The sequence below is a fragment of the Paenibacillus sp. FSL H8-0079 genome, from assembly GCF_037991315.1.
Lineage (GTDB): Bacteria > Bacillota > Bacilli > Paenibacillales > Paenibacillaceae > Paenibacillus.
In genome coordinates this window covers 5,550,093-5,574,725 of the sequence record NZ_CP150300.1, presented here as the reverse complement: position 1 = coordinate 5,574,725, position 24,633 = coordinate 5,550,093, and the positions used below count along the sequence as shown (strand labels likewise).

Annotated in this window: 18 protein-coding genes, 15 tRNA genes and 2 rRNA genes; 32 read left to right on the top strand and 3 right to left on the bottom strand. The window is 47.0% G+C overall.

What is annotated here, in order from left to right; all coding sequences use genetic code 11:
• Nucleotides 1-100 precede the first annotated feature (100 nt).
• Complete coding sequence (locus tag MHI06_RS25005) at nt 101-448, bottom strand: dehydrogenase (RefSeq protein ID WP_169481493.1); 348 nt, start codon at nt 446-448, stop codon at nt 101-103.
• Nucleotides 449-608: 160 nt separating this feature from the next.
• Between MHI06_RS25005 and MHI06_RS25000 the strand changes: the two genes are divergently transcribed.
• The 14 genes from MHI06_RS25000 (at nt 609) to MHI06_RS24935 (ending at nt 13,033) form a co-directional block, all read left to right on the top strand.
• Nucleotides 609-1,223 carry a DedA family protein gene (locus tag MHI06_RS25000; protein ID WP_145152307.1) on the top strand — a complete coding sequence of 205 codons (615 nt, stop codon included), beginning with the start codon at nt 609-611 and terminating at the stop codon, nt 1,221-1,223.
• Nucleotides 1,224-1,225: 2 nt separating this feature from the next.
• Entirely contained in the window at nt 1,226-1,795 is a 570-nt protein-coding gene (locus MHI06_RS24995; protein WP_340399454.1) for a thioredoxin family protein, read from the top strand.
• A gap of 6 nt (nt 1,796-1,801) precedes the next feature.
• Nucleotides 1,802-2,434: an MBL fold metallo-hydrolase gene (locus MHI06_RS24990; RefSeq protein WP_340399453.1), complete on the top strand. Its 633-nt coding sequence runs from the start codon at nt 1,802-1,804 to the stop codon at nt 2,432-2,434.
• A 341-nt stretch (nt 2,435-2,775) separates the two neighbouring features.
• Nucleotides 2,776-3,021 (top strand): hypothetical protein, encoded by a 246-nt coding sequence (locus MHI06_RS24985; RefSeq protein WP_340399452.1) that lies wholly within the window; start codon nt 2,776-2,778, stop codon nt 3,019-3,021.
• Nucleotides 3,022-3,259: 238 nt separating this feature from the next.
• Nucleotides 3,260-3,643 (top strand): hypothetical protein, encoded by a 384-nt coding sequence (locus MHI06_RS24980; RefSeq protein WP_017692297.1) that lies wholly within the window; start codon nt 3,260-3,262, stop codon nt 3,641-3,643.
• Between the two features lie 205 nt (nt 3,644-3,848).
• A complete protein-coding gene (gatC, locus tag MHI06_RS24975) occupies nt 3,849-4,136 on the top strand; it encodes an Asp-tRNA(Asn)/Glu-tRNA(Gln) amidotransferase subunit GatC (protein WP_076333553.1) in 288 nt (95 codons plus the stop codon).
• Between the two features lie 27 nt (nt 4,137-4,163).
• Nucleotides 4,164-5,621, top strand: a complete 1,458-nt coding sequence (gene gatA, locus MHI06_RS24970) for an Asp-tRNA(Asn)/Glu-tRNA(Gln) amidotransferase subunit GatA (protein WP_036667997.1) — start codon at nt 4,164-4,166, stop codon at nt 5,619-5,621.
• 26 nt (nt 5,622-5,647) lie between these two features.
• Nucleotides 5,648-7,087 carry an Asp-tRNA(Asn)/Glu-tRNA(Gln) amidotransferase subunit GatB gene (gene gatB / locus MHI06_RS24965; RefSeq protein ID WP_036667996.1) on the top strand — a complete coding sequence of 480 codons (1,440 nt, stop codon included), beginning with the start codon at nt 5,648-5,650 and terminating at the stop codon, nt 7,085-7,087.
• Between the two features lie 95 nt (nt 7,088-7,182).
• On the top strand, nt 7,183-7,647 hold the full coding sequence (locus tag MHI06_RS24960; protein ID WP_340399451.1) for a GNAT family N-acetyltransferase: 465 nt from the start codon (nt 7,183-7,185) through the stop codon (nt 7,645-7,647).
• 33 nt (nt 7,648-7,680) lie between these two features.
• Nucleotides 7,681-8,391 carry an MgtC/SapB family protein gene (locus MHI06_RS24955; protein WP_076333552.1) on the top strand — a complete coding sequence of 237 codons (711 nt, stop codon included), beginning with the start codon at nt 7,681-7,683 and terminating at the stop codon, nt 8,389-8,391.
• A gap of 147 nt (nt 8,392-8,538) precedes the next feature.
• Nucleotides 8,539-9,132 carry a hypothetical protein gene (locus MHI06_RS24950; protein WP_340399450.1) on the top strand — a complete coding sequence of 198 codons (594 nt, stop codon included), beginning with the start codon at nt 8,539-8,541 and terminating at the stop codon, nt 9,130-9,132.
• A 26-nt stretch (nt 9,133-9,158) separates the two neighbouring features.
• Complete coding sequence (locus MHI06_RS24945) at nt 9,159-10,568, top strand: DUF4097 family beta strand repeat-containing protein (protein ID WP_340399449.1); 1,410 nt, start codon at nt 9,159-9,161, stop codon at nt 10,566-10,568.
• A gap of 167 nt (nt 10,569-10,735) precedes the next feature.
• Nucleotides 10,736-11,158: a peroxide-responsive transcriptional repressor PerR gene (perR, locus tag MHI06_RS24940; protein WP_026081471.1), complete on the top strand. Its 423-nt coding sequence runs from the start codon at nt 10,736-10,738 to the stop codon at nt 11,156-11,158.
• 144 nt (nt 11,159-11,302) lie between these two features.
• Nucleotides 11,303-13,033: a glycosyl hydrolase family 18 protein gene (locus MHI06_RS24935; RefSeq protein WP_340399448.1), complete on the top strand. Its 1,731-nt coding sequence runs from the start codon at nt 11,303-11,305 to the stop codon at nt 13,031-13,033.
• A 273-nt stretch (nt 13,034-13,306) separates the two neighbouring features.
• Here the strand turns inward: MHI06_RS24935 and MHI06_RS24930 are convergent, their stop codons facing one another.
• On the bottom strand, nt 13,307-13,687 hold the full coding sequence (locus tag MHI06_RS24930; protein ID WP_169481499.1) for a DUF2614 family zinc ribbon-containing protein: 381 nt from the start codon (nt 13,685-13,687) through the stop codon (nt 13,307-13,309).
• A 122-nt stretch (nt 13,688-13,809) separates the two neighbouring features.
• Between MHI06_RS24930 and MHI06_RS24925 the strand changes: the two genes are divergently transcribed.
• From MHI06_RS24925 to MHI06_RS24840, 18 genes are all read left to right on the top strand, one after another.
• On the top strand, nt 13,810-14,688 hold the full coding sequence (locus tag MHI06_RS24925; protein ID WP_340399447.1) for a nucleotidyltransferase-like protein: 879 nt from the start codon (nt 13,810-13,812) through the stop codon (nt 14,686-14,688).
• A gap of 458 nt (nt 14,689-15,146) precedes the next feature.
• Nucleotides 15,147-16,699: ribosomal RNA gene (locus tag MHI06_RS24920) — 16S ribosomal RNA — on the top strand.
• Between the two features lie 307 nt (nt 16,700-17,006).
• Nucleotides 17,007-19,933, top strand: a 23S ribosomal RNA gene (locus MHI06_RS24915).
• Together the 16S and 23S rRNA genes with 15 tRNA genes alongside form the textbook arrangement of a ribosomal RNA operon.
• 67 nt (nt 19,934-20,000) lie before the next feature.
• Nucleotides 20,001-20,076, top strand: a tRNA-Asn gene (locus tag MHI06_RS24910).
• Nucleotides 20,077-20,079: 3 nt separating this feature from the next.
• Nucleotides 20,080-20,171: transfer RNA gene (locus MHI06_RS24905), tRNA-Ser, on the top strand.
• Between the two features lie 9 nt (nt 20,172-20,180).
• Nucleotides 20,181-20,252, top strand: a tRNA-Glu gene (locus MHI06_RS24900).
• A gap of 69 nt (nt 20,253-20,321) precedes the next feature.
• Nucleotides 20,322-20,397 (top strand) — tRNA-Val (locus MHI06_RS24895).
• Nucleotides 20,398-20,414: 17 nt separating this feature from the next.
• Nucleotides 20,415-20,488, top strand: a tRNA-Met gene (locus MHI06_RS24890).
• A 27-nt stretch (nt 20,489-20,515) separates the two neighbouring features.
• Nucleotides 20,516-20,593 (top strand) — tRNA-Asp (locus MHI06_RS24885).
• Nucleotides 20,594-20,688: 95 nt separating this feature from the next.
• A tRNA-Phe gene (locus MHI06_RS24880) sits at nt 20,689-20,764 on the top strand.
• A gap of 27 nt (nt 20,765-20,791) precedes the next feature.
• Nucleotides 20,792-20,867: transfer RNA gene (locus tag MHI06_RS24875), tRNA-Thr, on the top strand.
• A gap of 9 nt (nt 20,868-20,876) precedes the next feature.
• Nucleotides 20,877-20,962 (top strand) — tRNA-Tyr (locus MHI06_RS24870).
• 6 nt (nt 20,963-20,968) lie between these two features.
• Nucleotides 20,969-21,042 (top strand) — tRNA-Trp (locus tag MHI06_RS24865).
• Between the two features lie 30 nt (nt 21,043-21,072).
• Nucleotides 21,073-21,145 (top strand) — tRNA-His (locus MHI06_RS24860).
• A gap of 22 nt (nt 21,146-21,167) precedes the next feature.
• A tRNA-Gln gene (locus MHI06_RS24855) sits at nt 21,168-21,242 on the top strand.
• Between the two features lie 4 nt (nt 21,243-21,246).
• A tRNA-Gly gene (locus MHI06_RS24850) sits at nt 21,247-21,321 on the top strand.
• Between the two features lie 6 nt (nt 21,322-21,327).
• A tRNA-Cys gene (locus MHI06_RS24845) sits at nt 21,328-21,401 on the top strand.
• A gap of 6 nt (nt 21,402-21,407) precedes the next feature.
• Nucleotides 21,408-21,486: transfer RNA gene (locus tag MHI06_RS24840), tRNA-Leu, on the top strand.
• 454 nt (nt 21,487-21,940) lie between these two features.
• Here MHI06_RS24840 and MHI06_RS24835 read toward each other — a convergent pair.
• A complete protein-coding gene (locus MHI06_RS24835) occupies nt 21,941-24,331 on the bottom strand; it encodes a helix-turn-helix domain-containing protein (protein ID WP_340399446.1) in 2,391 nt (796 codons plus the stop codon).
• Between the last annotated feature and the right edge of the window lie 302 nt (nt 24,332-24,633).

The following is a 24,633-nucleotide window of genomic DNA, read 5'->3' as shown; positions in this document are numbered from 1 at the left end:
CATTGCTCCCTGGAGTGGTTGGCTCCATGCTCTGCTCCAACCGTAAGCCAGAGGACAACCCCGAATTCCACCCAGAGCAAAGCTTTTCATTGTGGCATATTTACAGACGATACCCGCCAAATGCATGCTGAAACGCATCTTTTAATGGCTCAACATCCACTTCCCATAGCGCAGCGATCTCTGCACTGACATCCGTGTTCCACCACTCACATAATTTTTTGCGGTTGTCGCGATTCTCTCCGATCCAGAGCAGATTCGTAATCACCTTACCGTAATAACATTCTTCCGCCTGCTTCATCCGTTCGGGGGAGACATACACTTTCAGCCGTTTGGCTGTTCGATACAGTTCCTTGCTGCATGCTCTGCGAATCCCCCTGGCGGAAGGAAGGTTTTGACCAGATTGCGTATGTTTGACCGGTGGAGAACCGGGTATTGACTTGTGTGACATCTTTTCACGCTCCTCTCCCCATACCATATGCGAACCGCTGCGAACGGGACACTATCCCAGCCTTGTGAAGTAGCAACGTCCACAGCCCTGTGATAAAATAGGGACGAACATCCATGGTGCGGAGGGGCACCGCCAATCAGGATGGAGAAAGAGGGTTGAGATGGACTTTATTCATAACCTTGTCGGCCAATTGTTTGATTGGATTCAAAGTCTTGGTTACTTTGGAATCATGCTTGGATTAATGATGGAAGTCATCCCGAGCGAAATTGTGCTGGCGTATGGAGGTTTTCTCGTTTCACAAGGTAATATCAACTTCTTCGGTGCTATGATTTTCGGAACAATCGGCGGTGTGATTGCCCAATTATTTATTTACTGGATTGGCCGTTATGGCGGCAGACCTGTGCTTGAACGCTACGGTAAATACATACTCATCCAGAAAAAACACATCGACCATTCCGAAGAGTGGTTCCGCAAGTATGGTACAGGTGTCATTTTCACGGCGCGTTTTGTTCCAGTGGTAAGACATGCAATCTCCATCCCGGCTGGCATCACGAAAATGCACGCAGGCAAATTCATCTTGCTTACTACACTCGCTGTTATACCTTGGACTGCATTGTTTATATATTTAGGGATGATTCTTGGAGATCAATGGAAGCATATTGATGAGAAAGCGGCACCATATGTTATGCCTATTTTGCTGGTCGCTCTCGCCCTTATGATCGTTTATGTACTTATTAAATGGATGAATGCTCGTAAAAAGAAAGGAAGTGTCTAGTCATGGGTAAACCCAACTTGTCTCACAAATTCGGTAAAGGTCTGCCACCGAAAGATTTTATCGAGAGTATGACCAAGAACCAAAGTGAATTCCAGGCCAACTATGATAGCTTTACTTGGTCGAACGAAGAGGATCGTGAGTTCTTTGAGAGCCTGAACCATCGGGATGATCTGCGTGTGTTAATTCTGGCTGCGGACTGGTGCGGAGATGTTGTCCGTAATATTCCGGTTGTGTTCCAGGCGCTTGAAATCTCAGGAATCCCAACAGAGGTTCTGATTATGGAAAACCATCCAGAAGTGATGGATGAGTTCCTGACGATGGGTGGCCGTTCCGTGCCAGTCGTTATTTTCGCAGATACAGGTGGTCATGTATTGGGTCAGTGGGGACCTCGTCCGCAGCATGTACAGGAAGTTATGATTGAATTCAAACGCCTTAATCCGGATCGTGAAGCAGCCGATTATCAAGAAAATTTGGCTGTAGCGCGTCAAGAGATAGGTAAACGTTATGGGGAAGGAACGGAGTCACATGCAACCATTATCCGTGAGTTGCGTGAACTGATTTCGGGTTACTAAGCCGATATGCTTAACATTCGCACGTTTACACTTGGCCCGCTTCAAACCAATGCGTATCTCCTACAAGGAGATGACCCGGGTAAAGCTGTCATTATTGATCCGGGCATGAATCCAGGGCCGCTACTTAAGGCGATTCAAGACTTGGAGATCGAAGCCATTCTCCTGACTCATGCTCACTTTGATCATATGGGTGGGGTAGATGAGATCCGTAAATTGAAGGGATGTCCCGTTTATCTTCATGATTTGGAGAGTGACTGGCTGACAACCCCGAAATTAAATGGATCTTTGAATTGGCCGCAGGCGACACCACCGCTTTCGACAGATCCTGCTGAATATGCCATGGACGAAGGGCAGAAGCTGAATCTGATTGGACATACGTTTAAAGTGTTCCATACACCTGGACATTCACCAGGCAGTGTAAGTTTGCTTTGTGATAACGATCTGTTTGCCGGTGATGTGCTGTTCCGCATGGGTGTGGGCAGAACGGACCTGACAGGAGGGCGTGAACGGGATCTGATTGATTCGATCCAGAACAAGCTTTACACCTTTGCTGATGACGTGAAAGTGTATCCAGGTCATGGCCCCAAAACGACTATTGGTTATGAGAAACAGAACAATCCTTACGTGTCCGCAAGATAATCCGACATGATATGTGAAGAAAGTCTGGACAAGTGACAACTTTTTCATTAGAATAGCAATTAGTTGTTACAAGCGTTAAGGCATCATCTAACTGAAGCATTACCAAGAAACACCCAACCTTGCGAAGCACGCAGACTGTGGTCTATACCCGGTTTGCGTTCTTTTTTTGTTTTCAGCCCCTTTTTTATCACAGAATCAGCCTGTTTTACCCTACATAGAGATACATGATGTGCTTCATCACAAGCCAGTTTGAGACCAATAGCAAGTTAGCAGCAAACACAGATTGTTTAGAAATGATGAGTTTAAGAAAATAGTAGATCATGAGAGCGGGGAATATCAAAGTGGAGAAAACAAGAGTTATTCCGTTGGGACAGCGTGTCGAGTATCCGATTATTGAAGAAAACCGTCGCATAATAGAAAGTGGAAAAAGAGAAAAAGGTACTGAGCGAGCTTCAATACATAACCCTAGTGTGACCAGTGAAGGGATGAATTCTCAGCAGAATATATGGACGAGTCGTGTATTACGAAACGGAGCCCGCAACCAACCGTGGTTCGACAAGCTGCAAGATTACCGGAATGAAGTCTGATTGCCCGGGAAATTGTCGGGTTTAATTTTTTTTTTGATCACATTGAACGTTTCTTGCAGAGCCTGTCGTATTAACTAGCGCAAACCAGGTGCACGAAAGCAGAAATAGCATCATTTTAAAAATGGAAAAAAAGATTTTGCACAAATATGTTGTTTAATTCTAGTATTCCTAGACATCGTTATTCTTTTCTAGTAGACTATACAAATAATAAAAAGATAGACTACTAGGAGGTTAGACGATGCTGCGATTAGGAGAGAAGGTTGTCATCGTCGCGGATTCGTTTGAGCAGAATCTTCCTGTAGGGGAATATGGTTTCGTCATCGCTTATGACCGGAATCCGGACAATGCGTTCGATTACGTGCTTCGAGTGCCGCAGGTGAACCGGAACTTTTTTGTTCCATCCGGCGACATCGATCTGGAAGAGGTTCTGCTGAAGCAGGAAGCTGAGCGGGTCGAGCGAGAAGCGTTGATAGATTACGCCCTTGCGACACACAATGAGAAACTGTTTCATCATCTGATGAATGGAGATTTTCAAGTTGTGGAAGAGGAAGAAGAACCCGCGAACGATGTTATGTCACAGGCGGATTTTATAAAGCAGGTTAATCTGCGTGCATGGATTTAGAATTTTAAGAGTCGGCTGATGCCGGCTCTTTTTTATTTTATAAGTTCGTTTTTAGCTTCACACAAGTCAGTCAGGTCATATGCATTGAATTGTCGAACTATCTCACCTATAATGAAAAAAGTTATCTTGAGACTTTAGCCCGTTAAACGAGCGATTCGTTTCAGGTCGTTACGGGAATCAGAACGAATGAAGGAGGCATCCGCTAATGAGTATTTCGAATAATGACGTTCAGCATGTGGCCAAGCTGGCCCGGCTCAACTTGACTGCTGAAGAAGAACAGACCCTGACAGGTCAGCTGAACGCGATTTTAAAATATGCAGAAAAGCTGAATGAGCTGGATACAGAAGACATCGAGCCCACCACTCACGTTCTGCACGTAAGCAATGTCATGCGTGATGATGAGACCAAAGAAAGCCTGTCGATTGAACAGGTGATGCGCAATGCACCGGAAGAAGAAGACGGGCAGTTTAAAGTGCCTGCTGTAATGGAATAACGGATAATCGGAAGGAGGACAAAAACTGTGAGTTTATTTGAACAATCGTTGCCTGAGTTACATAACAAGCTGCATGCCAAAGAGCTGTCGGTCAGCGATCTGGTGGATCAGGCGTATCAGAACATTGGCGCGCATGACGATAAAGTTAAGGCGTATTTGGCACTGGATGAAGAACAAGCACGCGCTCGTGCACGTCAACTGGATGACCGTCTGGTTAGCGGCGAGGAGAAAGGTTTGCTTTTCGGCTTGCCTGTAGGTATCAAGGATAACATCGTTACAAACGGACTGCGCACGACGTGTGGTAGCCAGTTTCTTCGTAATTTCGACCCGGTGTATGATGCGACAGTTGTCGAGAAATTGAAAGCCGCGGACACCGTAACTATTGGTAAACTCAACATGGACGAATTCGCCATGGGCGGTTCCAATGAGAATTCAAGCTTCTCCCCTGTACGAAATCCATGGGCACTGGATCGTGTTCCAGGAGGCTCCAGTGGTGGTTCTGCAGCGGCTGTGGCTGCGGGAGAAGCATACTTCACGCTCGGATCAGATACAGGTGGCTCCATCAGACAGCCTGCTTCGTATTGTGGTGTTGTAGGATTGAAGCCGACATATGGACTGGTTTCCCGCTTTGGTTTGGTGGCATTTGCCTCATCCCTGGATCAGATTGGACCTTTGACGAAAAATGTTGAAGATTCTGCTTATGTTTTGCAAGCCATTGCTGGATATGACGCCAAAGATTCGACATCTGCAAAAGTAGAGATTCCGGATTATTTGAGCGGACTGACAGGTGATGTCAAAGGGCTTCGCATTGCCGTTCCGAAAGAATACATCGGTGAAGGCGTAGATCCACAAGTGAAAGAGACAGTACTGTCTGCATTGAAAGTTCTTGAAGGGCTCGGGGCAACATGGGAAGAAGTATCCCTTCCGCATACCGAATATGCAGTGGCTACGTATTACCTGCTTGCCTCTTCAGAGGCTTCTTCCAACTTGGCTAGATTTGATGGTGTACGTTATGGCGTGCGTGCTGACAATCCGGATAACTTGCTGGATCTGTACCATCAGTCTCGCAGCCAAGGCTTTGGTCCCGAAGTGAAACGACGTATCATGCTCGGAACGTATGCACTCAGCTCGGGTTACTATGATGCCTATTATCTGAAAGCACAGAAAGTACGTACATTGATCAAACAGGATTTCGACAATGTATTTGCCAAATATGATGTGATTATCGGACCAACTGCGCCAACTACAGCGTTCAAACTGGGTTCACAGGTGGATGATCCACTTACGATGTATCTGAACGATATTTTGACGATTCCCGTTAACCTGGCTGGTGTACCTGCTGTTAGCATACCATGCGGATTCTCGGATGGATTACCTGTTGGCCTGCAGATTATCGGTAAAGCCTTTGATGAAACAACCGTATTGCGTGTAGCGCATGCGTTTGAACAAAATACAGAATTCCATAAGCAGCGTCCGCAGCTGTAGACTGCCCGGAACGGAGGAATATAGAAATGTCCGCATCTAAATATGAAACGGTCGTTGGACTTGAAGTCCACGTGGAGTTGCATACGAACTCCAAAATTTTCTGTGGCTGCTCCACAGCTTTTGGAGCTCCGCCGAACACGCATACCTGCCCAGTCTGTCTCGGACATCCAGGCGTACTGCCTGTACTGAATCGTCAGGCGGTAGACTACGCAATGAAGGCAGCGATGGCCCTGAATTGTACGATCGCTGATGTCAGCAAGTTTGACCGTAAAAACTACTTTTACCCCGATTCACCAAAGGCCTACCAGATCTCGCAATTCGATCAACCGATTGGTGAGAACGGCTGGATTGATATTGAAGTGAATGGTGAAACGAAACGAATCGGCATCACGCGTCTTCACTTGGAGGAAGATGCAGGGAAGCTCACGCATATCGATGGCGGATACGCTTCTTTGGTGGACTTTAACCGTGTCGGTACGCCACTCGTTGAGATTGTATCCGAACCTGAGATTTCTTCTCCGGAAGAGGCGCGTGCGTATCTTGAAAAAATGCGTGCGATCATGCAGTACTGTGATGTGTCGGACGTGAAGATGGAAGAAGGATCACTGCGTTGTGACGCCAACATCAGTTTGCGTCCACATGGACAGGAGAAGCTGGGAACAAGAGCCGAGCTGAAGAACATGAACTCCTTCCGTGGTGTTCAGCGTGGTCTGGAATATGAACAATATCGTCAGGCTGAAATTCTGGATGATGGCGGTGAAGTGGTTCAGGAGACGCGTCGTTGGGACGAAGCTCAAGGGAAAACACTGTCGATGCGTGGCAAGGAACAAGCGCATGACTATCGTTATTTCCCGGACCCGGATCTGGTGAATTTGCATATTGACGAAGCCTGGAAAGAGCGGATCAGAGCTACCATACCTGAGCTTCCAGACGAGCGCAAGGCACGTTATACGGCTGATTATGGATTGCCTAGCTATGATGCAGAGGTTATTACCTCCTCCAAAGCTGTGGCAGATCTTTTTGAAGATAGTCTGAAATACACTCAGGATGCGAAGTCCGTATCCAACTGGATCATGGGCGACTTGCTGGGGTACCTGAATACGAGCAACCTTGAAGTGACTCAAGTTCCACTGACAGGTCAAGGCTTGGGTGAGATGATTGGCTTGCTTGAGAAGGGCACAATCAACAGCAAAATCGCCAAAACGGTATTCAAGGAAATGCTGGAGAGCGGCAAGCTTCCACAGCAGATCGTTGAAGAGAAGGGTCTTGTGCAGATTAGTGATGAAGGTGCCATTCTTGCCATTGTTGAGCAGGTTGTGGCGAATAATCCTCAATCGGTGGAAGACTATAAAGCCGGTAAACAGAAAGCTATTGGCTTCCTCGTAGGTCAGGTTATGAAAGAAAGCAAAGGCAAGGCGAATCCCGCCCTGGCCAACCAACTGCTTGCAGATGTACTGAACCGCTAATCCTTCCGGTTAGGCCGGACAGAAAGAGGCTCGTCCCTGTGACAGCCTCTTTTTGTTATTATGGACACAAATGTATTTCGGACGGGGGAACGGATATGAACATTCAACCATTGTCACTAAGTGATCTGGAGACGTTGGGACAGTTATGGAGACTTCAACATGTTGCCTATCGATTGGAAGCCGAGATCATCGGATTTCAGGAAATTCCTCCTTTGATGGATACGATGGAGACACTTCGGGATTGTGGAGAGAGCTTTTATGGTTGTATCCATGATGACGGGGAGCTTATCGGGGCTGTCGCTGTAGCAGAGGAAGAGGAGAACGCACTGACCATTACACGAATGATGGTGCACCCGGATCACTTTCGCAAGGGAATTGCTGCATCTTTGATGACGTATGTGTTGGAACAGCATGCGGATCTTCCACGCTATATCGTCTCCACAGGAACGCTGAATCAACCCGCTGTGAATCTGTATACCCAATTCGGTTTTAAGCCCGTGGAAGTCACACAGATTGCACCTGGAGTGGAATTAACGACTTTTCACAAGAATAAACTTTAATCATATTAACAACTTCGAGGAGGAATACCGACTTTGGGCGATCCCTGGTTCATTGATGAGTGGCACATTTTATTACGATTATTACTGGCCATGCTGCTTGGAGGGCTCGTAGGATTAGAGCGGGAACGGTCCAATCATGCCGCCGGTTTGCGTACCCATATTCTGGTATGTCTTGGTTCTGCACTGATTATGATGTTGTCTGTTTATGGCTTTAAAGATTTTGCTAATGAATTAAATGTAAGGATCGATCCAGCGCGTCTGGCTACTGCTGTAATTACTGGTGTCGGATTCCTGGGAGCAGGGACTATTCTCTTCACGGGAAAATCCATTACCGGATTGACTACGGCAGCTTCAATCTGGGTTGTTGCAGCCATTGGGCTCGCGGCAGGTGCGGGATTCTTCTTTGCCTCTATCGTATCCACCGTTCTGGTATTGCTTAACCTCTGGGTATTTAACAAATTAGAGTTAAGGTATCTACGAGGGAACAAACTGCATGTCGTTACACTTCATACCTTGTCAGAACCCGGTTTCCTGGAACAGCTGTCTTCATGTATGGAGCAGGAGAAGATAAAAATTCGTAAAATTACGGTGAATGAACAGGACCTGGCTTATGCAGAGATGATATCGGTTGAACGCAAAATTGAGATTGTGCTGCATGTGCAGGTACCGCATGATTTCAAAACAGTAGGCCTGGTATCCAAGTTAAGACAGTGGGAACACGTTACCAAAGTGTCGATCGAATAAATGAATTAGAACCCTCCCCAGGCCAGCAGTGCCGGAGGGTTTTTGGTCATATCCATATTTCTTCCAGTTACTCTCCTTGCTCTTTAGGGTACTATCTAACCAAATGCATGAAGAGCGGAAGGTCAGTTCAGAAGAGAGGAGTATGTTATGAAACGGAGACGTCAATCGAACAAAAAAACCAGTACAGTTCAGAACAAACCGGTCAGGAATCGGACTCATAAATTTATTGCAGGGTTATTGAGTGCCATTATTCCAGGCTTGGGCCATATTTATCTGAGATTATACATGAGAGGTTTGACCTTTATGCTGCTTGTTTTGCTTGATCTGTCAGCAGTGTTGTACTTCTCATCCATTGGTATACAGATCAATGTGCCAATGCTCATCTTGCTGGCTTTATGTATTCCGGTTATTTACTTTTACAATGTATATGATGTGCTGCAATCTGCGGATTGGGTCATGATGCGCAGACGTAGAGCAGTAACCCAGACAACTTCGGACAAGCCGATATCCAATGAACGTTCTACACGAGATGCAATGATGGTCTGGGAGAGAGGCATATCGTTCGGATTACTTCTGATTGTGGGAGGGTCTTTGATGGTGTTGTTCTTCCGTAAACCACGCTGGTTCCAAGAGATCCTCGCCATGTATGGCGGGTATTCCTTTGCGATTCTTATGATCGTAGGAGGATTGCTTCTGTTCGGGCGTGAGTTCTGGGTTATGTTAAATAAGAAAAAAATGTAGTTGAAACGATACAAGGGGGGAACGTGATGAACCGTAAAGTCCGGGTTGGCCGCTATACGGCTGCCGCCTTAATCATAGCGGTCGGTGTGCTGTTGATTTTGGATAAACGGTGGGGAACTGACTATGTATATGAGATGGTGGACTGGTGGCCATTTTTGCTCGTTGTTTTAGGCGTGGAATATATTGTGCTGTTCCTGTGGACACGCAGAAGAAAAAAGGTGCAATCGAATAATCCAGGTAATCCTGATGAACCAATAAAAGTACGTTTCAGACCCGATGCGAAAGGTATTCTGACCTCATTGATTTTGGCGGCTTCTGTATTTATTGTTACTGAGCAGGATCACTACATGCACTTATGGAATAGAGTGAGTCTAAATCTCGGAGCGGCTTCCATGGACTACAGTCAAGCTGCAGGATATATGGAGGATAAGGGCACGATTCGTGTTCCTGTTGGTATGGATACGTCAGATCTTGTGGTCGAAGGTGTGAACGGGGATATCTCGGTGCAACGGGGAGACACGGAGGAGATTGAAGTACGAACAGTTATCTGGGTAGATCAGACGACGGAAGTACAGGCGAAGGCCGTAGCAGATGCCTCTTTTGTGGAGACCGATGGTACGAAAGTAATTCATATCAAAGCTACAGGCAAGACGTATGGAGAAAATGAAAAAACGCAGCCACGGATGAATATCACCATAACGATTCCGGATGATCGTCGCTTTAATCTGGATATTCGAACTTCCAATGGGGCCATATTGTTAAACCGTCCGGAAGCCATTAGTACCATATTTGCCGAAACGGGTAACGGACGGATCCGGATTACCAATGCCGTTGGAGATATTTCGGGCAAAACGTTAAACGGAGATGTCATCGTAGCTAATGCCATTGGTAATGTAGACCTTGATAGTAACCGTGGAGACATGAAAGCCCGCGGCGTTTCCGGTGATGTCGAACTGACCACACAAGTGGGAAGTATCAGTATTGCAGACTCTGTTGGCGAATTCACGGCAGAGACACGTAACGGCAATATTACGCTGGATGGTGCCAACCTGGGAATCAAGGCTCAATCGCTCAATGGCAGTATTAACATCGTATCTGCCAAAGTCGGAGGTGACTGGGATGTTTACAGTGCTGTAGGTGCCATTAACGTGCTACTGCCTGATCGGGGCGACTACAGTCTTGCTGGTTCCAGCAGTTATGGAGATTTAATCACGGATTTGCCTTTCAAAGTACAGAATAAAACGATAGAAGGCCAGCTCGGTGAGGGCGAGTACAGGGTGAAAATTGAAGGCAACAGTGATCTCACCATTCAGAGCAACCCGGCCGTGTCTACGCCTGAAATAGTTACACCGGAGTCTGAAGATGAAGCTGAGAATCTGGAACAGACAACCGAAGACGAAGCAAATTCCCAGGAGGATTCTACAGAGGTTCCTTGACCGCCGCGTTGACAATAAACTTGTAATCGCCGTACAATAAATGTACACTGGCAAGATTACACGACACGAAAGATGTGTTGTCGTTGTTAATGGCCGGGAATCAACTCTGTACAGGGAGCCAGCAATATACTCTTCAACAGAGAATGAAAGGTAAGGCGGTGGGTTTTATGGCAACACGTGTCCAACATGCGTTGGAGCATCTGAAAACGACTGGTGTCCGTATTACACCCCAGCGTCATGCCATATTGAACTATCTGATGGAATCCATGGGGCATCCGACAGCCGATGAAATTTACCGAGCCCTTGAACCCCAATTTCCCAGTATGAGCGTGGCGACGGTATATAACAATTTGAAGATGTTTCTGGAAGCTGGCATGGTCCGGGAATTGACATACGGAGATAATTCAAGCCGCTTCGATGCCAATGTGACGGATCATTATCATGTTATCTGTGATCAATGCGGCAAGATTGAAGACTTCAGCTATCCTTCACTCAAAAGTGTAGAGCTTCAAGCGGAATCTAGTACGGGTTTTGAAGTACACGGTCACCGATTGGAAGTATATGGCGTTTGTAAAAGTTGCAGGGATTAAGAGAGTTGAATTACAATATTAGCGTGTAGAATTCAGTATGGATTCTTCGCGCTTTTTTTTTAGCATTTATGCAAAATGCTCATTTCTATAACAACTTATGCGCACATCCTTAAGATTCAGCATAATTAACGGAGGTAGACGTTTTTGGGTAGAAAAAGCAGATATACAGGTCAGAAGCGACGTTCATTTTGGCCCGGTTTTCTCGGGGTTTGTCTGATCGCTGGGGGTGCTTACTGGCTTATAACGAATGTATGGTTGAATCAGACTCATGAAGACCCCGATTGGGTAGGGAGAAACCAGCCTATTTTTGTGGATGGGCAACTGATGGACGGAGATGCTTCGGGTACAGGAGATCAACTCAAGTTACCTGTGAAGGTGCTGCAAGAGGCGATTGATGCGGGCATACGTTATGAACCAGAGTCGGGAGATATCATTATTGCCTCCCCTCAGCGAGTTCTTCATATGAAAGAGGGTAGCACACAAGCAGAACTGAATCATAAAGATTATCCTATGACGGTTAAGCCAGAGGTTAAGGATGGAGAAGCATACATTCCGCTCAAACCTTTGAAGGAAGTATACGGCATAGCTATACAGGAAGATTCGGTAACAGGTGCTGTGCTGCTGATGCGCGGAGGAGACATGATACAGTATGCAGAGATTGATACGTTATCATCCAAAGCGGACAAAACGGTGCCGTTATATAAACGTGGGGGAGAATCCTCACCAATCATTGCCGATATGGAAAAGAATGCCCGAGTACGTGTATGGCAGACGGGGGAAGAACAGAGTTTTGTTCAACTCGATAATGGATATGCCGGATACGTAGGTAATGATTATATTGCGCTCACCGAGAAAAAGAAGGTGGACATACCCAAGTATACGCTGACTGCAGCAGAGAAGAAGTGGCAGAATAAACCGGTAAACCTGGTTTGGGAAGCCGTGTATAATCGTCAGCCTGATGTGGGCTCTATCGGTAAAATGCCTGGTGTGAATGTGGTTAGCCCCACATGGTTTCATATTACGGATGGACAGGGCACTGTGAAAAGCAAGGGAAACCAAGCTTATGTGAACTGGGCCCACCGTTCCGGTATGGAAGTATGGGGACTTATGGATAACAGCTTTGACCCGGACATTACCAAAGAAGCCGTAGCTTCTTATGAGACACGAACTCATATTATCGAGCAGATGTTAGAGTATGCACAGACGTATCAGTTGGACGGTATCAACATCGACTTTGAGAACGTGTATACAGATGACGGGCCGAATATTACGCAATTTGTGCGTGAGATCAAGGCGATGGCACGCATACATGGATTGATGTTATCAATCGATGTAACACCAAAATCCAACAGTGAGATGTGGTCTGCCTTTCTGGATCGCCGTGCATTAGGTTCTTTTGCAGACTATGTTATTGTGATGGCCTATGATGAACATTGGGCGGCTAGTCCCAAGGCGGGTTCGGTAGCGTCCCTTCCATGGACTGAGGCTTCCATGAGACGCATACTTGAGGAGGATGAAGTACCTTCTAACAAGTTGATCATGGCTGTTCCACTCTATACCCGGATCTGGACGGAAGAGACGAACGATCAAGGGGAGGTTAAGGTGTCTTCCAAAGCGGTAGGCATGAATACCATTGTAGATCTGATTCAAGAAAAGAAACTCAAACCCGAACTGGATCAGGCAAGTGGACAGAACTACGTGGAATATGAAGAAGACGGAGCTACCAAGAAAATATGGATCGAAGATGCCGTGTCCCTTCAGGCGCGTGTGGATTTGATTGCTTCGTTGAAGCTGGGCGGAGTAGCGGCGTGGAATCGCAGTTTTGCCAATGCTTCTGCGTGGGAGATATTGAAGCAGGCTGGTTACCAGAAATAAAATCCTTTGGCTCCGGTATTGAATCAACGCTTTCCTTGTTTTACTTCGTAGATTCAAAAGTTGTTCCCGTTTGATACTATCATACGTGCAATTTAACGTTTATTGGCCGTAGGACTTATAACTTAACTTCGTATCTTAGCTAGTTATAACAGTAACAAGGGTGACATTTATAAACCAAAGTCAAAAAAGGTCCGGTAGACATACCGGGCCTTTTTTTTTGTTCTTCAATGAAGTTAAGGTGAAAGACATCTAGCGGTTGGAGATCAATTCGTACTATCCTTCGGTGGGGGGAACTGTTGTAGAAGGCGCTTTCACTTGTTGACTGGTCGTATTGGCCTTATTAGGGTCAAGAGTGAGGATGGTATGACAGAACATACAACGATCCGTCTTGCCCAGCATTTTGGTTAACTTCCCGCATTCCGGGCAGTCGACTTGTACAGCGCTGGTAGAGAGCATGCCAGCCCAGAAATAGATGGCGAGGCTGGCCATCATGGCAATCAGTCCGATGACAAGTCCTACAGCTGCGAATACCTTGCCTGCATGTCCCCAGAATACAATCCCGGCTGTTCCCAGTATCATTAGGCCCATACCTAGCATGGTCAGCAGTAATCCCCAAGTGCGAAAAGCATTAATTTTTGCTGATTTAAAAATCATGAAAAATGCTCCTATCGTATGAGTAGTATCGGACCTGGAAAAGAAGGAAACTTCAGTCTGGATGTAGAATTACATTATAACTGACTTGGCGCTTATCTGCCATGAAATGTATGGAGGGAATCGTGGAATTAAAGAACCTTGCTTTTTTGTCCGAACAGTCGGAAGAGACGGGGGCAGTTGGGGCTATCGCTTATTCCCACCCGGGAGAGCGATTCCACGGCTCCCTAGTTCAAGATTTTGAATTATTAGTACTTGTTGTTCATAATGATGACCAATTGAAGTCGACGGTGGGACATTACAGATATGGTGATCTTCGTTATCAAATGATCTATGCCAGCCGTCATGAGTTACAGAGTAGTGTCGTTACCGGGAATCATAATAATCTCACTCAGTGTCTGATTGAAGGTGAGATTATCTGGGAAGCGGACAGTACCTTAAGTGATTTACGAGAAGAACTGTCTGCCTTTGGGACAGAATTGCGTGAACAGAAGCTGCTTCATGAATTCACCAGTTTCTTGAGAATGTATGTGGAGGCCAAGCGTCATATCCAGGAAGGGCATGTTGTAGACGCCTACTACAATGTATTAGAGGCTCTGGGAAACTGGGCAAGAATTGTATTAATTGAACAGGGGATATATCCGGATCATGCCGTGTGGACTCATGTACAGAATCTGGATCGTGCTTTATGGAAACTGTATCAGGAGCTTACCGTAAGCTCCGAGACGCTGGAGCAGCGAGTAGAGCTTGTCCTGCTTGCTTGTGAGTTTTCCGTAATGTCCAAAATGAGTGAATGTTCAGAACTGCTGCTGCGTGTGTTGAGAAGTCGCAAGGAGCCGTGGAGCATGAATGAACTTGTTCATCATCCGCAGTTAAGGTTTGTTCGAGAAGATCTGCCTTTGGTTATACGCAAGCTGGTCTTTCGTTCTATTGTAAAAGAATCTGCAGGATGGCCATCGATCGGAGGAGAGGGCCGGGAAATTCGGTATTGGATTGAGGCATAATAATCTCCAATAGCTTGGCATTATATGAATCACATAAGGGAGGGGAAACCTTCCTTTTTTGTTTGTTTAATAATTTATAAAAAATTGTTGACTCTTATTCGTGATATATGATACATTATATTTCGTTCCTCAAACGAGCTTATCGCCAACAAACGATAAATTCTTTAGAGGAAAAGTAGAGAATTAAAGCTTCAAAAAAAGAAATTAAAAAAAGTTCTTGACGAAAACAAACGAAATGTGATACATTATTTAAGTCGACGCCGAAACTTGGTTGAGACGAAAGAAGAGTAAAACAAATCGTGTTTGATCTTTGAAAACTGAACAACGAGTGAGTAAACATTCTGCTTGCAGAATGAACGCGAAAGTTTGAGACAAGCCTTGGCTTGAATCGACTGGAGCACAAATGAGATTTTTAATCTCGTCAGATTCAAAATGAGCTTATCGCTCTTTTCAATACTTTATTGGAGAGTTTGATCCTGGCTCAGGACGAACGCTGGCGGCATGCCTAATACATGCAAGTCGAGCGGACTTGAAGAGAAGCTTGCTTCTCTGACAGTTAGCGGCGGACGGGTGAGTAACACGTAGGCAACCTGCCCTCAAGTTTGGGACAACTACCGGAAACGGTAGCTAATACCGAATAGTTGTTTTCTTCGCCTGAAGAGAACTGGAAAGACGGAGCAATCTGTCACTTGGGGATGGGCCTGCGGCGCATTAGCTAGTTGGTGAGGTAACGGCTCACCAAGGCGACGATGCGTAGCCGACCTGAGAGGGTGATCGGCCACACTGGGACTGAGACACGGCCCAGACTCCTACGGGAGGCAGCAGTAGGGAATCTTCCGCAATGGGCGAAAGCCTGACGGAGCAATGCCGCGTGAGTGATGAAGGTTTTCGGATCGTAAAGCTCTGTTGCCAGGGAAGAACGCTTGGGAGAGTAACTGCTCTCAAGGTGACGGTACCTGAGAAGAAAGCCCCGGCTAACTACGTGCCAGCAGCCGCGGTAATACGTAGGGGGCAAGCGTTGTCCGGAATTATTGGGCGTAAAGCGCGCGCAGGCGGTCATTTAAGTCTGGTGTTTAATCCCGGGGCTCAACCCCGGATCGCACTGGAAACTGGGTGACTTGAGTGCAGAAGAGGAGAGTGGAATTCCACGTGTAGCGGTGAAATGCGTAGATATGTGGAGGAACACCAGTGGCGAAGGCGACTCTCTGGGCTGTAACTGACGCTGAGGCGCGAAAGCGTGGGGAGCAAACAGGATTAGATACCCTGGTAGTCCACGCCGTAAACGATGAGTGCTAGGTGTTAGGGGTTTCGATACCCTTGGTGCCGAAGTTAACACATTAAGCACTCCGCCTGGGGAGTACGGTCGCAAGACTGAAACTCAAAGGAATTGACGGGGACCCGCACAAGCAGTGGAGTATGTGGTTTAATTCGAAGCAACGCGAAGAACCTTACCAGGTCTTGACATCCCTCTGATCGATGCAGAGATGTATCTTTCCTTCGGGACAGAGGAGACAGGTGGTGCATGGTTGTCGTCAGCTCGTGTCGTGAGATGTTGGGTTAAGTCCCGCAACGAGCGCAACCCTTATATTTAGTTGCCAGCATTTCGGATGGGCACTCTAGATAGACTGCCGGTGACAAACCGGAGGAAGGTGGGGATGACGTCAAATCATCATGCCCCTTATGACCTGGGCTACACACGTACTACAATGGCCGGTACAACGGGCTGCGAAATCGCGAGATGGAGCCAATCCCAACAAAGCCGGTCTCAGTTCGGATTGCAGGCTGCAACTCGCCTGCATGAAGTCGGAATTGCTAGTAATCGCGGATCAGCATGCCGCGGTGAATACGTTCCCGGGTCTTGTACACACCGCCCGTCACACCACGAGAGTTTATAACACCCGAAGTCGGTGGGGTAACCGCAAGGAGCCAGCCGCCGAAGGTGGGATAGATGATTGGGGTGAAGTCGTAACAAGGTAGCCGTATCGGAAGGTGCGGCTGGATCACCTCCTTTCTATGGAGAATCGTTTCCTGCAACGGAAACATTCAAATACGCAGCTTAGCTGCAAAACACTCACTCGTTGTTCGGTTTTGAGAGCTCAAACTCTCAAACAGCTTGCTTTTGCATGGAGCTTGTTCTTTGAAAACTAGATATCGAAACGAAACAAACGCGAATTAGAACATTCCTTTAAGCTGATCTTGTGTAAACAAGTGAAGTGTTTTTATAAGGTAGATTGCACGTACGATGGTATCGAATGGGAGCGACTTTTGGCTTTGCGCAAGCAAAACAAGGGAAGCGAGCAGTCGAAACCGGAGCACGAGGTTAAGCTACTAAGAGCACACGGAGGATGCCTAGGCGCTAGGAGCCGATGAAGGACGTGGCGAACAACGAAACTGCCTCGGGGAGCTGTAAGCAAGCTTTGATCCGGGGGTGTCCGAATGGGGAAACCCAGCTGGGGTAATTTCCAGTTACTCATAACTGAATACATAGGTTATGCAGAGGCATACCAGGGGAACTGAAACATCTAAGTACCCTGAGGAAGAGAAAACAATAGTGATTCCGTCAGTAGCGGCGAGCGAACGCGGAGAAGCCCAAACCAGAGAGCTTGCTCTTTGGGGTTGTGGGACGTCTCACATGGAGTTACAAAGGAACCGGTTAAGCGAAGAGGTCTGGAAAGGCCCGCCAAAGAAGGTAAAAGCCCTGTAGTTGAAAGTCTGTTCCCTCCGAGACGGATCCCGAGTAGTGCGGGGCACGTGAAACCCCGTATGAATCCGGCAGGACCATCTGCCAAGGCTAAATACTTCCTAGCGACCGATAGTGAAGCAGTACCGTGAGGGAAAGGTGAAAAGCACCCCGGAAGGGGAGTGAAATAGAACCTGAAACCGTGTGCTTACAAAAAGTCAGAGCCCGTTTTAGGGGTGATGGCGTGCCTTTTGTAGAATGAACCGGCGAGTTACGTTCCCGTGCAAGGTTAAGGTGAAGAGCCGGAGCCGCAGCGAAAGCGAGTCTGAATAGGGCGATATAGTACGTGGACGTAGACCCGAAACCGGGTGATCTACCCCTGTCCAGGGTGAAGGTGCGGTAACACGCACTGGAGGCCCGAACCCACGCATGTTGAAAAATGCGGGGATGAGGTGGGGGTAGCGGAGAAATTCCAATCGAACTCGGAGATAGCTGGTTCTCCCCGAAATAGCTTTAGGGCTAGCCTCGGAAAACAGAGTCGTGGAGGTAGAGCACTGATTGGGTGCGGGGCCCGCAAGGGTTACCAAGCTCAGTCAAACTCCGAATGCCATAGACTTACTTCCGGGAGTCAGACAGTGAGTGCTAAGATCCATTGTCAAAAGGGAAACAGCCCAGACCATCAGCTAAGGTCCCCAAGTGTGTGTTAAGTGGAAAAGGATGTGGAGTTGCACAGACAACCAGGATGTTGGCTTAGAAGCAGCCACCATTGAAAGAGTGCGTAATAGCTCACTGGTCGAGTGACTCTGCGCCGAAAATGTAACGGGGCTAAACACACCACCGAAGCTATGGCTTGATGCTTTGCATCAGGGGTAGGGGAGCGTTGTATAAGGGTTGAAGGTGTACCGTAAGGAGCGCTGGACATTATACAAGTGAGAATGCCGGTATGAGTAACGAAAAGATCAGTGAGAATCTGATCCGCCGAAAGCCTAAGGGTTCCTGAGGAAGGCTCGTCCGCTCAGGGTAAGTCGGGACCTAAGGCGAGGCCGAAAGGCGTAGTCGAAGGACAACAGGTCGAAATTCCTGTACCACCGTAAGCCGTTATGAGCAATGGGGGGACGCAGTAGGGTAGTGACGCGGACTGATGGATGTCCGTCTAAGCAGTAAGGCTGATGTGTAGGCAAATCCGCACATCATTAAGGCTGAGCTGTGATGGGGAGCGAAAATTGTAGTAGCGAAGGTCATGATCTCACACTGCCAAGAAAAGCCTCTAGCCAGGTGATGGTGCCCGTACCGCAAACCGACACAGGTAGGCGAGAAGAGTATTCTAAGGCGCGCGGAAGAACTCTCGTTAAGGAACTCGGCAAAATGACCCCGTAACTTCGGGAGAAGGGGTGCCCCGGTAGTGTGAATAGCACGAGGGGGCCGCAGTGAAAAGGCCCAAGCGACTGTTTAGCAAAAACACAGGTCTGTGCGAAGCCGTAAGGCGAAGTATACGGGCTGACGCCTGCCCGGTGCTGGAAGGTTAAGGGGAGTGGTTAGGAGCAATCCGAAGCTGTGAACCGAAGCCCCAGTAAACGGCGGCCGTAACTATAACGGTCCTAAGGTAGCGAAATTCCTTGTCAGGTAAATTCTGACCCGCACGAATGGCGTAACGACTTGGGCGCTGTCTCAACGAGAGATCCGGTGAAATTTTAATACCTGTGAAGATGCAGGTTACCCGCGACAAGACGGAAAGACCCCATGGAGCTTTACTGCAGCTTGATATTGAATTTGGGTACGATCTGTACAGGATAGGTGGGAGCCTTTGAAGCATGAGCGCCAGCTTGTGTGGAGGCAACGTTGGGATACCACCCTGATCGTATCTAGGTTCTAACCTGGTACCGTAATCCGGTACGGGGACAGTGTCAGGTGGGCAGTTTGACTGGGGCGGTCGCCTCCTAAAGAGTAACGGAGGCGCCCAAAGGTTCCCTCAGAATGGTTGGAAATCATTCGAAGAGTGCAAAGGCATAAGGGAGCTTGACTGCGAGACCTACAAGTCGAGCAGGGACGAAAGTCGGGCTTAGTGATCCGGTGGTACCGCATGGAAGGGCCATCGCTCAACGGATAAAAGCTACCCTGGGGATAACAGGCTTATCTCCCCCAAGAGTCCACATCGACGGGGAGGTTTGGCACCTCGATGTCGGCTCATCGCATCCTGGGGCTGAAGTAGGTCCCAAGGGTTGGGCTGTTCGCCCATTAAAGCGGTACGCGAGCTGGGTTCAGAACGTCGTGAGACAGTTCGGTCCCTATCTGTCGTGGGCGTAGGAAATTTGAGAGGAGCTGTCCTTAGTACGAGAGGACCGGGATGGACGTACCGCTGGTGTACCAGTTGTTCCGCCAGGAGCACCGCTGGGTAGCTATGTACGGACGGGATAAACGCTGAAAGCATCTAAGCGTGAAGCCCCCCTCAAGATGAGATTTCCCAGTATGTAAGACCCCTTGAAGACGACGAGGTAGATAGGCTGGGGGTGGAAGTGCAGCAATGCATGGAGCTGACCAGTACTAATCGGTCGAGGGCTTATCCAATTAGCAAGTTGTAATTCGCATGTTTCGTTTCGAATCTAGTTTTCAGAGAACGATCTCTGAAGCATATTCCCTGATAGCTCAGTTGGTAGAGCACTCGACTGTTAATCGAGTTGTCACAGGTTCGAGCCCTGTTCGGGGAGCCATATGGAGAGGTGTCCGAGCTGGCCGAAGGAGCACGATTGGAAATCGTGTAGGCGTCACAAGCGTCTCGAGGGTTCGAATCCCTCTCTCTCCGCCATAATATTAAGGCCCGTTGGTCAAGGGGTTAAGACACCTCCCTTTCACGGAGGTAACAGGGGTTCGAATCCCCTACGGGTCATAATAACTTCAAAAAAAGAAGTTGATTTTTACAACAAGATTATGGTATGATCATAAATGTGTTGAAAACGGAGGCTTAGCTCAGCTGGGAGAGCATCTGCCTTACAAGCAGAGGGTCGGGGGTTCGATCCCCTCAGCCTCCACCATATAAACTTTATAACGACGCGGGGTGGAGCAGCCCGGTAGCTCGTCGGGCTCATAACCCGAAGGCCGCAGGTTCAAATCCTGCCCCCGCAATTATACTTTCCTTTGAGAAAGTGATCTGGAACCGTGGTGTAGTTGGCCTAACATGCCTGCCTGTCACGCAGGAGATCGCGGGTTCGAATCCCGTCGGTTCCGCCATTTAATCTTTACATGAGGCAAACTGTTCACTACATCTGCTGTATGGCACTGATGCCCTATATAAAGTGTAAGGAAATGAGATTAGACTTTATTATGGCTCGGTAGCTCAGTCGGTAGAGCAGAGGACTGAAAATCCTCGTGTCGGCGGTTCGATTCCGTCCCGAGCCACCATTTTTAAAACAATTTACAATTTAATATGCCGGTGTAGCTCAACTGGTAGAGCAACTGACTTGTAATCAGTAGGTTGGGGGTTCAAGTCCTCTCGCCGGCACCATGTAATCCTGGAGGATTAGCGAAGTGGCCAAACGCATCAGACTGTAAATCTGCTCCCGTACGGGTTCGGTGGTTCGAATCCATCATCCTCCACCAGTTTTTAGGGGCATAGTTTAAAGGTAGAACAACGGTCTCCAAAACCGTTGGTGTGGGTTCAATTCCTGCTGCCCCTGCCAATTAACTTTTTAGAAACATAACCTTTTGTGGCGGTCGTGGCGAAGTGGTTAACGCACCGGTTTGTGGATCCGGCATTCGGGGGTTCAATTCCCCTCGATCGCCCCTTTGTTTTTTCATTTTTTATTGGGGATTAGCCAAGCGGTAAGGCAACGGACTTTGACTCCGTCATGCATAGGTTCAAATCCTATATCCCCAGCCATTATGCGGACGTGGCTCAGCGGTAGAGCATCGCCTTGCCAAGGCGAGGGTCGCGGGTTCGATTCCCGTCGTCCGCTCCAAAATATGGCGCCATAGCCAAGTGGTAAGGCACAGCTCTGCAAAAGCTTTATCCCCAGTTCGAATCTGGGTGGCGCCTCCAGTATATGCCGGCGTGGCGGAATGGCAGACGCGCTCGACTCAAAATCGAGTGGGAAACCGTGGAGGTTCGAGTCCTCTCGCCGGTATATTGAATAAACCTACAGATTGCATAAGCAATTTGTAGGTTTATTTTTATTTTATAAAAATGATTTTGCATAACAGCCAAATATGAAAACATTTCGTACCAAGGATAAGCGATAAATCGTATAAGCTTGGTACGTGTTCTAAGGATCAGGAATCGAGACGGACAACGTAGTCTAACGTCTAAGATGGCGCCAGGAAGCATCACAACGTTGCGCAAAAAGATGTACGTATGAAACATATGAAGTTAAGATTATAGGAGTGAGGTTGTAAGTGAAGGGAGCAGAATATTTGCTCCCTCTTTTTTTGTAGCCAATAATTAATCGACCGTACTAAATCAAATCGTCGGTTACTTGGGCTGTAAAGTCAGATCAAGGATCTGTACGCCGGCTAAACCAATGCTGAGTTCAAATATCGAGACAACGGAAAAACGAGACATGAAACCACGAAACACGTATTCTACTTCCGATCGGACACTTCTGCTTTCTGCTTACGTTCCCGGTACTGGCCGGGGGTGATTCCTTCCCATTTACGAAATGATCGGATGAAGTTTTGCGGATTGTTGTACCGAAGTCGTGCTGCGATATCTTTAACGGTTAAATCACTTTCATCTAGCCATTTTTTAGCGATGTTGAAACGGTACTTGGTCAGGTATTCACTAAATGCACAGCCTGTCTCTTTGCGAAAAACACTGCTTAAGTAGTTGGCATTGTAGTGAAGCTTCATAGCACATTCTTCAAGCGTCAGATCCTTATCATAATCTTGATGAATCATGGCAATCATTTTCTCAGATATATGTTGATACTGGGCATACTGTCTTGCTTTGAAAACTTGTATGATAGGCAAGATGATTTGATGGTTAAACCAATCCTCTACTTCAGCCGCGTACTGCAAACCATGAAGTTCATGAAACATTGATCCATGGCCTTGGGAGATCAGTCCGAGTCGTATACCGGATTCCTGAGTCATTTGCAAAATATGCGTCAGCAGCCTCGTAAGGGCCACCTGATATTCCTCTGGTGTACACTCCATACCAAAGATTACTTCAAGCAGCTGCTGCAGAAGAGCAGAGGCCTGGACTTCGTCCGCATTTTGAATAGCTTGGATCAACGAGTATTCCAATGATTCCGGGTAGGTCATGGACCAAGTAGGAGCGTAATGATCTATGTTCTCATATTGAAAAATAATGCCTGTTCCCAGCTTCATCCGATGCCTCAGTGCTTCCATGGCTTCTGTGTAAGCTTGAGAGATGTGATATAGAGAGCTGTGCGGCTGGCTGAATCCTATACTGACTTGAAGAGTTAGAATCTTATCCATCTGTTGTTGTAACTGGTCTGTTAATACATATAGCTGCTGTGAAAAAATAAACTGATCCTGTTCCACGGTGCCAATCACCGTGACTACCGTATGTTCCAGCACAATGGGAAGCAATTGTTGGTTATGCACAACCGTTTCCTCCAATATATTTTGAATTGCAAATAATAAGAGGTCACGATCACTAGCTCTATATTTTGTATGATTAACAAGATCGGCCTGTAGTGTAATAACAGCAATTTGTTGCCATTCCCGAACCTGATGCGTGTAGCCATATTCATTCAGGGCGTCATGAAGAGTATGAACAGGGATCTTACCCTGGAACAGATTCATCATAAAATGAGTACGAATCTGCAACAGATGTATATTTAGTGTGTTCTCTAATTGGGAGCGAGAGGCAGATAATTGTGAGACCCCTGCTCTGATCTGTTCGAACTCATCAGAAAATGGTGGTGATTGCTGAGCTACCGTGTTTCCTTCTTTGGACAGGTGGTTGTCACCAAGTTGGGTTAAAAGTTTACGAATCGGGACATGCATTCGCTTGGAGCCGAGCCAGGCGAGTAATAATGAAAGTAAAAGTAAGAAGATACTGATATACAAGGTGTGTAATCCGATATCGATATATTCCTGTGTCAAAATGTTGGTGGGTGAGATTAGAACATATGTCCATCCTTTTAAGGTAGAAGGGCTATACGTCAGGGAATAATGTGTACCGGCGATCTTGACTTCTCGTTCTTCAAAGCCTGTTGAAAATGTGATGGATGATAGTTTGGTGATGTTGCCATTCGTATCACGATCTTGTAATCCAATTGCAGACAATGGTTGTCCAATATATACGGGATCGGGATGCACCAAGATACGTTGTTCCCGATTTAAAATGATCAGTCCAGAGGCAACATTGCCTATGGAGGCTTCTCCTAGTGTATTTTGCAAAGAGCATGCAGGAATTCCGGCAATCAAGGCAGCATCGGATGACGTATTCAGATTCGGAATAGACCTCGCAAGAGCAATATGATAAATACAGCCTGTACCGGGAGAACGCTCATCATTACTGAACACCGATGAAGGGGAGAGCTGCCATCCAGAGGTTAGCGTATCCGATATCAATTCCTTCATGGGAAGAGCCAGTGGAAAATCCGTATTACGATATAATCCGGCATGATCAATAAGCCAATTCTGAGATTGATTCACCAGGGTAATATCTAACAAAGGTTCCCATGACCTCATATTCTGAAATTCGTTCTGCAGCTTGTCGGCAAGTAAAGGTCCTTTCCCTTCTATTGAAGAAGAAGCAGACAGGGAACGGAGGGTTACTGGAGAGCGAACGGCCTGATCAAGCATATAACTGACTGTAGCAAGTTTGTGCTCTACGTTGGATTGCATTTGTTCCAGCAACTGTCTGTTGGCCTGCGTACGATGCAGCTCAGTTTGGTTTGATGAATAGATAAATGCGGCAATTCCCGTTAACAAAATGGGCAGGGTGCTTAACAGGATTCCGAAGATGATCATTTTATGGAGATAGCTGATTGGTCGCACAGTCTCAGTTCCACCCCTGACATTAGAAATAGTAACACTTTCTATTTTAGTAAACGCTTACATATAGAACAATCTAAATTTTGTTTATTTGGATAAATAAGTAATTTTATGAGAGGGTATAGAAGTGGAGATAAGGGATTGCTGATAGATGATTTTGCAGAAAAGGTTAGAGAAACGGCTTGGACTGACTATCCAATACGGAATCATGAGAAACGAAATTGCAGTGTGAACGTAAATAGAGACATGGACATCATTCTCTCTACCTGGTGATATCGGGTGAAGTAGAGCCTGTATACGGGTAA